Annotated in this window: 7 protein-coding genes and 1 pseudogene; 5 read left to right on the top strand and 3 right to left on the bottom strand. The window is 54.6% G+C overall.

The features are described 5' to 3' along the window. A pseudogene (locus Q363_RS29380) lies at positions 1-128 on the bottom strand (transposase); the annotation flags it as partial. 256 nt (positions 129-384) lie between these two features. After that, the gene (locus tag Q363_RS45730) at positions 385-783 is read right to left on the bottom strand and encodes a Y-family DNA polymerase (protein WP_342667472.1); all 399 of its coding nucleotides are present in this window, start codon (positions 781-783) and stop codon (positions 385-387) included. A gap of 939 nt (positions 784-1,722) precedes the next feature. Here Q363_RS45730 and Q363_RS41535 point away from each other — a divergent pair. From Q363_RS41535 to Q363_RS29355, 5 genes are all read left to right on the top strand, one after another. Next, positions 1,723-1,887 carry a hypothetical protein gene (locus tag Q363_RS41535; protein WP_157467838.1) on the top strand — a complete coding sequence of 55 codons (165 nt, stop codon included), beginning with the start codon at positions 1,723-1,725 and terminating at the stop codon, positions 1,885-1,887. Between the two features lie 194 nt (positions 1,888-2,081). Then, entirely contained in the window at positions 2,082-2,636 is a 555-nt protein-coding gene (locus tag Q363_RS29370) for a hypothetical protein (RefSeq protein ID WP_157467837.1), read from the top strand. After that, the gene (locus Q363_RS29365) at positions 2,633-3,436 is read left to right on the top strand and encodes a phosphocholine cytidylyltransferase family protein (protein ID WP_051979508.1); all 804 of its coding nucleotides are present in this window, start codon (positions 2,633-2,635) and stop codon (positions 3,434-3,436) included. Before Q363_RS29370 ends, Q363_RS29365 begins: the two co-directional genes overlap by 4 nt. Beyond that, complete coding sequence (locus Q363_RS29360) at positions 3,429-5,141, top strand: lysylphosphatidylglycerol synthase domain-containing protein (RefSeq protein WP_084080898.1); 1,713 nt, start codon at positions 3,429-3,431, stop codon at positions 5,139-5,141. Before Q363_RS29365 ends, Q363_RS29360 begins: the two co-directional genes overlap by 8 nt. Further along, the gene (locus Q363_RS29355) at positions 5,138-5,833 is read left to right on the top strand and encodes a CDP-alcohol phosphatidyltransferase family protein (protein WP_084080897.1); all 696 of its coding nucleotides are present in this window, start codon (positions 5,138-5,140) and stop codon (positions 5,831-5,833) included. Before Q363_RS29360 ends, Q363_RS29355 begins: the two co-directional genes overlap by 4 nt. Before the next feature lie 909 nt (positions 5,834-6,742). Here Q363_RS29355 and Q363_RS29345 read toward each other — a convergent pair. Then, positions 6,743-7,053 (bottom strand): transposase (locus Q363_RS29345; RefSeq protein WP_035357791.1); only part of this gene is annotated, 311 nt, incomplete at its 5' end.

Below are 7,053 nucleotides of genomic sequence, written 5' to 3'. Positions count from 1 at the left end.
GACTGATGCATTTGACGTACGTTGCCGGGAGCCAGACGTGCTGCCATCGGCTCCACGCTCTTGCGCTCAATCGGCAGCATGAGCCCCTTGATGTAGTTCTCGATGGGAATCATGCGATCGGCATGTCCCGCAGATTCTGTCAGGCCGTCCAGATAAATCTGGAGCCGTTCCCCTTGACGCGAGAGATCCAGTTGGCGAATGCTCATTCCTTCAACGTACTGCCCAACAGTTTACGGTGCTTGAATAATAAAATCGAGGAATCTACTTTATAACACAGTAGTACTAGGTAGACAGAGGATAATATTCGCTCGTGATCAGCTAGGTCTTCTCCATGTCGCGTGACGGTAGAATTGACGCAGCTCCGACCGACATTTCAACGACTCTTTAATTCAATCGAGATACGACCCACGGCAGCGGGAGAAGAAAGCTCTGTACTTCGTGTGGCTGAATGACAAACAGGCCATTGGGCTTCTTCGCATCGGATGCGATCTTCGCCAAAAATTTGCTGGGTACCACGCCAGCGGAAGCCGTGAGGTTCAGCTCCTCGCGTATCTGATCACGGATCTTCTTCGCGACGCGGGGCCGCCGTGGGAGCGTTCCCAACGCTCCGGCGATAGGAGTCCAGAGACCAACCAGCACGAAGACCCAGCTGACCGCTGCTGCTCCCGTGAATATAAGCGGGTCGGACGGAGACGCTCCTTCCTTTCCCCACAGATGAAAGCAGGGTGTCAAAGAAAAGCTAGCTAGTAGCTGTGGCAACCGAGTGAATTCACAGATGGCCATCCCGGCTTCTCGCAGCACCTTGCCGGATCAATTACACGTAAGCGGTGTCCTCATACATTCGCAAGGTAGTTTGCTCCGAGGACCAGCAACTCTCCGGTTTGCACGAGACGTCCAGAGCTGAAGATCGCGCACGCTTTCCTGTGAGCGTCCGATGTTATGTCAGGTGCTCTTAACTTCGTGGTTACTAGCTTTATGTAATTGGCGCACTTGCGTCCGTTGACTACTATCACGAGAAGCCCGAAGACGATGCGAAGGGGTTTCCATTCGACACCGTCAGCTTTCTCACAGCATGCAATTCAAATGCTGTGAGTCCTCGTCGGCTGGTCGTCTCTAGTTTCAATCAGTTGCAAGTGGCCCTTGCCTTGCAATACGGAGTCGTGAGGCATCGAGAAATGATGACACTGGACTGGCAAGTATTGATCGTCGCATTCGTGGCCATATCGCTGCAGATCATGACATCGATCAATGTGATGTTCGGCAGATCTGCGGTCGAGAAGTGCAATATTTGGCGCGAGACGGACCATTCGCCCCGCTAGAGGTGTTCGGCCGCTCGACGCTTTTAGTGACGCTCAATGAGGAGTCGCAAAGAACGTTGACTCGCAAAAGGTAGCGTCGTACACCGCGAAAGGAAGAAATGTGCTGAAGACGTCCACAAGACTCAAGCCCCATACCCTCCGCTGCTCTTCGGGGCTATCCCCAGGCAGTGATTCAGCCGGATGCCCGGGCGCGATTGCCTTTCGATGCGACGGATCGTTTCTTGACCTGGCGTGATATTCAGGGTCCCTGGAAGCTGACGCTTCTTCCTGTGTACGACCTGCACACGGGCTTCCCCATTCGGTCGAAAACGAATTCCGTGAATATGTCGGTCCACGGGATAGCAGGCATTATCCGCGATCTTCGTCATTAAATCTTCAGGTGTTGCGGGCGGTCTCGGTGCACATGGGTAAGAAGGACGTCCATATGCGGGCCGGTTTCAGCGTATTCAACGTCTTCAATCAGTTCAACCCACGCGACGTGCAGAACGTGCAAGAGAGCAGTCTCTTCGGCGATTTCTTCAACGATGCGTGGCGAGAGTATCGCGGCAAGCTGGTGTTCCAGTTCTAACTATGAAAAATCAATTCATCATCTTCGGCACTTTCCTACTGTTGTTCACGGCCATCGCTGTCGGCATGTCCGAAAGCGATGCTCTTCCCAGCGCGGATGTTCTGGTGGCAAGAATGTTGGCGCACAACACGCAGCGGCAGAGGCAGCTCGCGGGATACCGCGGAATGCGGCGATACGTTCTCGAAAACGATCGTATGAACAAGCATGCTGAGATGGTTGTACGCGTGAAAGGCGACGCGGACGAAACGAAGCACTTTGAAGTTGTCAGCGAGGAGGGCTGGAAAGCGGCCCAAAAGCATGTTTTGCAAAGGATGCTCGCAACGGAGTCTGAAGCATCCTCGCCGGAGATGCGCCTGAAGGCTCGCTTGGGTCCGGAAAATTACGAATTCCATATGGCGAAAACCGCATTGTTGGGCAATCGCATGGCCTACGTCATCGATGTTGTCCCCAGGCGACACGACGGGCGGCTGTTCGAGGGCCAAATCTGGATTGATGCTCAGGATTACGCGCTGGCGAGGGTTGAGGGTAAGCCCGCGAAGAATCCATCTTTCTGGACAACCAGCGTGCACTTCGTTCATGCATACCAGAAAAGCGGCCCATTCTGGTTCCCGGCTTCGACCGAGAGTGTCACCGATGTGCGTATTTTCGGCGCAACGAGCCTCACCATCCACTATTTCGACTACACACCGAATCTACCGCAAACGAGCGAAACAGCGAGTGCGGCGTCGGTAGGAGGTATTACGCAATGAGAAATATCAGAATCCTACATCCTTCACCGAGAGGGGGCGCGCATCGAGTCAATCATTGCCTCATTCTGGCCGCGGGGAACGGCAGCCGGCTCATCAAGGCGTCCGGAGGATCTCCCAAGCCTCTCGTCCAGCTACACGGCAAGTCCTTGCTGGAGCATGTAATCCTGGGCGCCCATGAAGCGGGAATCGACAGGTTTGTGATTGTGGTCGGCTACGGCGCGGATGCGATGCGCCAGTGGCTTGCTGACCTGCCGCTTGGCGGGGTTTCGGTAAATGTGGTGGAGAACGCTGAGTACCATAAGGACAATGGCGTTTCGGTTTTGAAGGCCCGGGACCAGATTCGCGATCCATTTCTGCTGCTCATGGCCGATCATATCTTCGAGCCGAGAACAGCCAGGGCACTCCTTGAAGAACCGCTCGCGCCGAGCGAAGTGATTCTCGCCGTTGATCCGAAACTCGATCGCATTTTTGATCTTGACGACGCGACGAAAGTTAGACGCGACGGCGATCATATCGTAGATATCGGCAAGCAGATCGCCGACTACGACGCCTACGATACAGGCATGTTCTTATGCAGCCCTGCTCTCTTCGACATTCTCGAATCGGCAAAAAGGGGCGGAAATTGTTCCTTGTCAGACGGCATGCGCATTCTGGGAAGAGAAGGCAGGCTACGCGCCTTCGATATCGAGGATGCCGCGTGGCAGGATGTCGACACACCGGAGGCGTTAGCCTACACTGAGAGTATCTTCGACCAACAGTTCTGCCGAACTCCTTCCGCAGAGAGTTACACCAATGTCTAAGTCGACGACGGTGAGGCAAATGGCTTTTCGCGCCGCCGCCGCTGTTTCCGGCATTGCGCTTCTGGCCTGCTTGATCTGGCGAGTCGGACCGGGCAGTCTTCTGGAGAACATCTCCACCTTAGGGTGGGGACTTGTCCTGATCGTAGCTTTGGGTGGAGTTGCGCATCTTGTGAAAACCTGGGCCTGGCGACTAACTTTCACAGGCTCCAAAGGCGGGGTTTCATTTACACGCATGCTCCAGCTTCGACTGGCGTCGGAAGCAGCGGGCCAGGCCGGAGCCCTGGGTCTGATGTTCGGAGAAGGGCTGCGAGTCTCTGCCCTCGGCTCTAAGATTCCTATCGACAGCCGTATATCGTCCGTGACTCTCGATCGTGCAATGTTCATCGCCTCCGGCGCGATAGTGAGCTTAGTGGGGACTGTGGCCGCACTTCTCGTAATCTCGCTCCCCCATGGGCTGCGCTTGTACGCAGTCCTGTTCGCCGTGATATTGTTCGGCCTGCTCTTTGTCGTTGCACTGGCAATGCTGAATCGCTGGCCCTTTGTGTCGCGATCCGCGCGGGTATTTTGCCGATTGACCTTTCTGCGCCACCGACTGGAAAAAAAACTGCCGCTGATCTATTCGGTCGAAAAGAAGCTCTTCGATTTCCATCGCTACACGCCTGGCCTGTTCTGGGCCAGCCTCGCTCTCAATTTGGCATGCCATGGCATGGCAGTGTTGGAGGTGTATCTGGCTCTATGGCTGATGGGAGTCAAAATCGGGTTCTTCGGCGCTCTTGCATTTGAGGCTCTCACCAAGCTCGTGAATGCCGTCGGGGTATTCACTCCGGCGAACGTGGGCTCTTATGAGGGCGGAAACATGCTCATCGCAAAGATGCTCGGCCTTACCGGCGCTGTAGGGCTGTCGGTAGCAGTCGCCAGACGGCTGCGGGCAATCTTCTGGGCCGCTGTTGGAGGCCTCTGCCTGTTCCATTTATCCAAATCCAAAGCCCATGGCGACTCCGGTGAGAGTATCTCCAAAGGCGTGGCGAAAACGCCGCAATCCAGGGTCGACGGGCAGGAAGCCAACCCCGGGTTCACGACCATCATCTTTGCCAACGCCTTTCGTGGAGCAGGTGAAGCCGGATCACCGCTCACGCGGGTCGGCGAACTTCCTATCCTGCTTCGAAACATCCTCTCAGTACAAAAGGCTGTTGGAAGTCGAATCATAGTGTGCGTGGATCCCTCCACGAGATCACATGTGCAGTCCGAACTGATGGGCACAGGGCGTCTCCCCTACTCTGTAGGGTGGCTCAAAGCGCGTTCGGATACGCCGCTGCCTCAACTGTTGAGACAGATTGCATCCGAATCCGGCGACGATCACATGATGTTAGTAGAGGGAAACAGGGTTTATTATCCGGCGTTGTTCCGGCAGGTGAGGGAATGGAGTAAGAACAGTGGCGTGTCGACGATGACTGACAACGACCAGCCTATTGGCATTTATGCGCTCTCTGCCGATATCGCGCTGGATGCTGCGGAGCACTGCCCGCCGGAAATCTGCAGCCTTGACCAACTCCATGCCTGGCTGATTTCAACTCACTCGGCCGAGTGCAAACCGGTAGATGAGAGTTTGTGGCAGCGAGTGCTGACTCCGGAAGATCGCACCGCCGTGGGAGCGAAGTTGGACCGCTGGCTGGTGAAGCCCACAGACGGGTCTTCGCGCGAATGAATCGCAGAATTTCGGTGCCGATCAGCCGCCAACTCATAAAGTTTCCGATCACACCGAATATGGTCAGCATATTTACTCTTGGAGTTGGCATCGCCTCTGGCGCATTCTTCGCGTGCGGTGGTTACTGGAACGTGCTGGCAGGAGCGGTGCTGTCAGTCTGGGCGAGCATTCTCGATGGCTGCGATGGAGAGGTCGCCCGGTTGAAACTTCTGGAATCGGATTTCGGTTGCTGGCTGGAGACAGTCTGCGACTATCTCTATTACTTGATGATCTTCGCCGGGATGGCGATAGGGCTTATAAGGAGTTCGGACGAGAAGATGTATCTTATTTGGGGAATCCTGCTTCTCTTTGGAGCTGTTATGAGCTTCCTGGTTACTGGACTTGGTAGACATCGTTTCGCTGCGGGACGTCCCGAACAATATCTCGGAATCTGGCAGGCGAAAGCGGAACGCAGGCAATCGAATCCAATCTTGTACTTCGGTCGATATACCGAGTTCATCATCCGGCGCTGTTTCATGCCGTATGCTCTCTTGTTCTTTGCTGTTTTTAATCTGACGAAGGTTGTCTTCTTTTCGGCGGCGATTGGCGCGAATCTGGTTTGGTTGATCTCCCTTTACTCGTACTGCGCCTTTGCATTTACCAAAAGGTCTCCGATTAGTGAATCTACTGTTCCTGCCGAGACTTCTGCCTGAAAATGTGGCGCTTGTAGTTTTATTGATTTCGAACCAGTCAGCATTTCAGGTCATCACATGCCTGCGATTTTGATTACGCCAGGATATGAGTTCCAACGAAGAGATCGAAATCGGCACTTTGCGCCCAGAGGCCGAATGGTCGAGCCTGGAAGGCCAATCCAGGTAGTCGACTGGAACATTGATCGTGGGCTTAAGCTGGCAGGCGTCATAGACTTCCTGGACAGTACAAATGCAGATCTGATTCTTCTGCAGGAGGTGGATCTCAATGCAAATCGAACCAATAAGCTAAACGTTGCACGAGAGATATCGCTGAAGCTGCATCTGAACTATATCTTTGGGCGCGAATTCCAGGAGCTGACCCAGGCTCACGGAATTCGCCGGCCTTTCACGGGAAGGCCACACTCTCTATGCTGCAGCTGAGTGGCCGGCAAGGAGGATGTTCTGCTGCAATACCTGACCAAGTCCGGATTAGCCGAGGCCTATGGACCGATTGTCTGCCTAATTGGTGGCCACAAGCCTCAATTCAATAATCTCGCGTCGAGACAGACGGTTCCCGCACGCTTTGACAAGAACAGTTAAGGGCGGTTTCTTCAATGCTGGTTGAATCTTTGTTATCCAATCGTCACAGCTAGGGTGGATGTACTCGGTGTACGCATTTTTCTCCGAATGGACCAGGCCAGCGTCCACGTTTTCAAGGCTATTCGATTCTTTCCCGATGCATTTGATTTGATCGATCCTGACATGCGCCGCTGCAACAAGCCTACGGTCCGCTTGTCACAGGGGTCTCCGTTCGTGTCGGCGCATTTCGATTCCGGATGAAATTCGTACCCTCAGCAGTAGGAAGTTCCCGGAAAACGTTAGAGTTCTATCGTGACTGGGGTAGACCCAACATTGACACTGGTGGCGAATTCAGACGGCATGAAATTGGAGAGCTGCGAAGTGGGAACAGCGCGTGTGGGCAAGCGGCGTCCCGTTTGCCCAGGATGCGATTCGCAAGAGGTTGATTGCGACGGCTGTGATGACATGTTGTAAGCGGGCTTTGGCAAGACCCCGATAGCGTGTGCGGCGCAGTCCGCTGCGCCGGATAGCCTGCGCGTGGGTGCTTTCGATGCCGGCCCGAGGTGCGTAGGACTTACGAAGTTCCTCCGTCGTTTGTCGCATTCGCATCGTCTGGAGCGCTTCATGAAGATCGCGGGTCTGGAGGCCGATGATACGTGGCT

Source organism: Edaphobacter aggregans DSM 19364 (assembly GCF_000745965.1).
Lineage (GTDB): Bacteria > Acidobacteriota > Terriglobia > Terriglobales > Acidobacteriaceae > Edaphobacter > Edaphobacter aggregans.
Note: the sequence above shows the minus strand (reverse complement) of the source record. Positions and strands in the feature narration are given on the sequence as shown.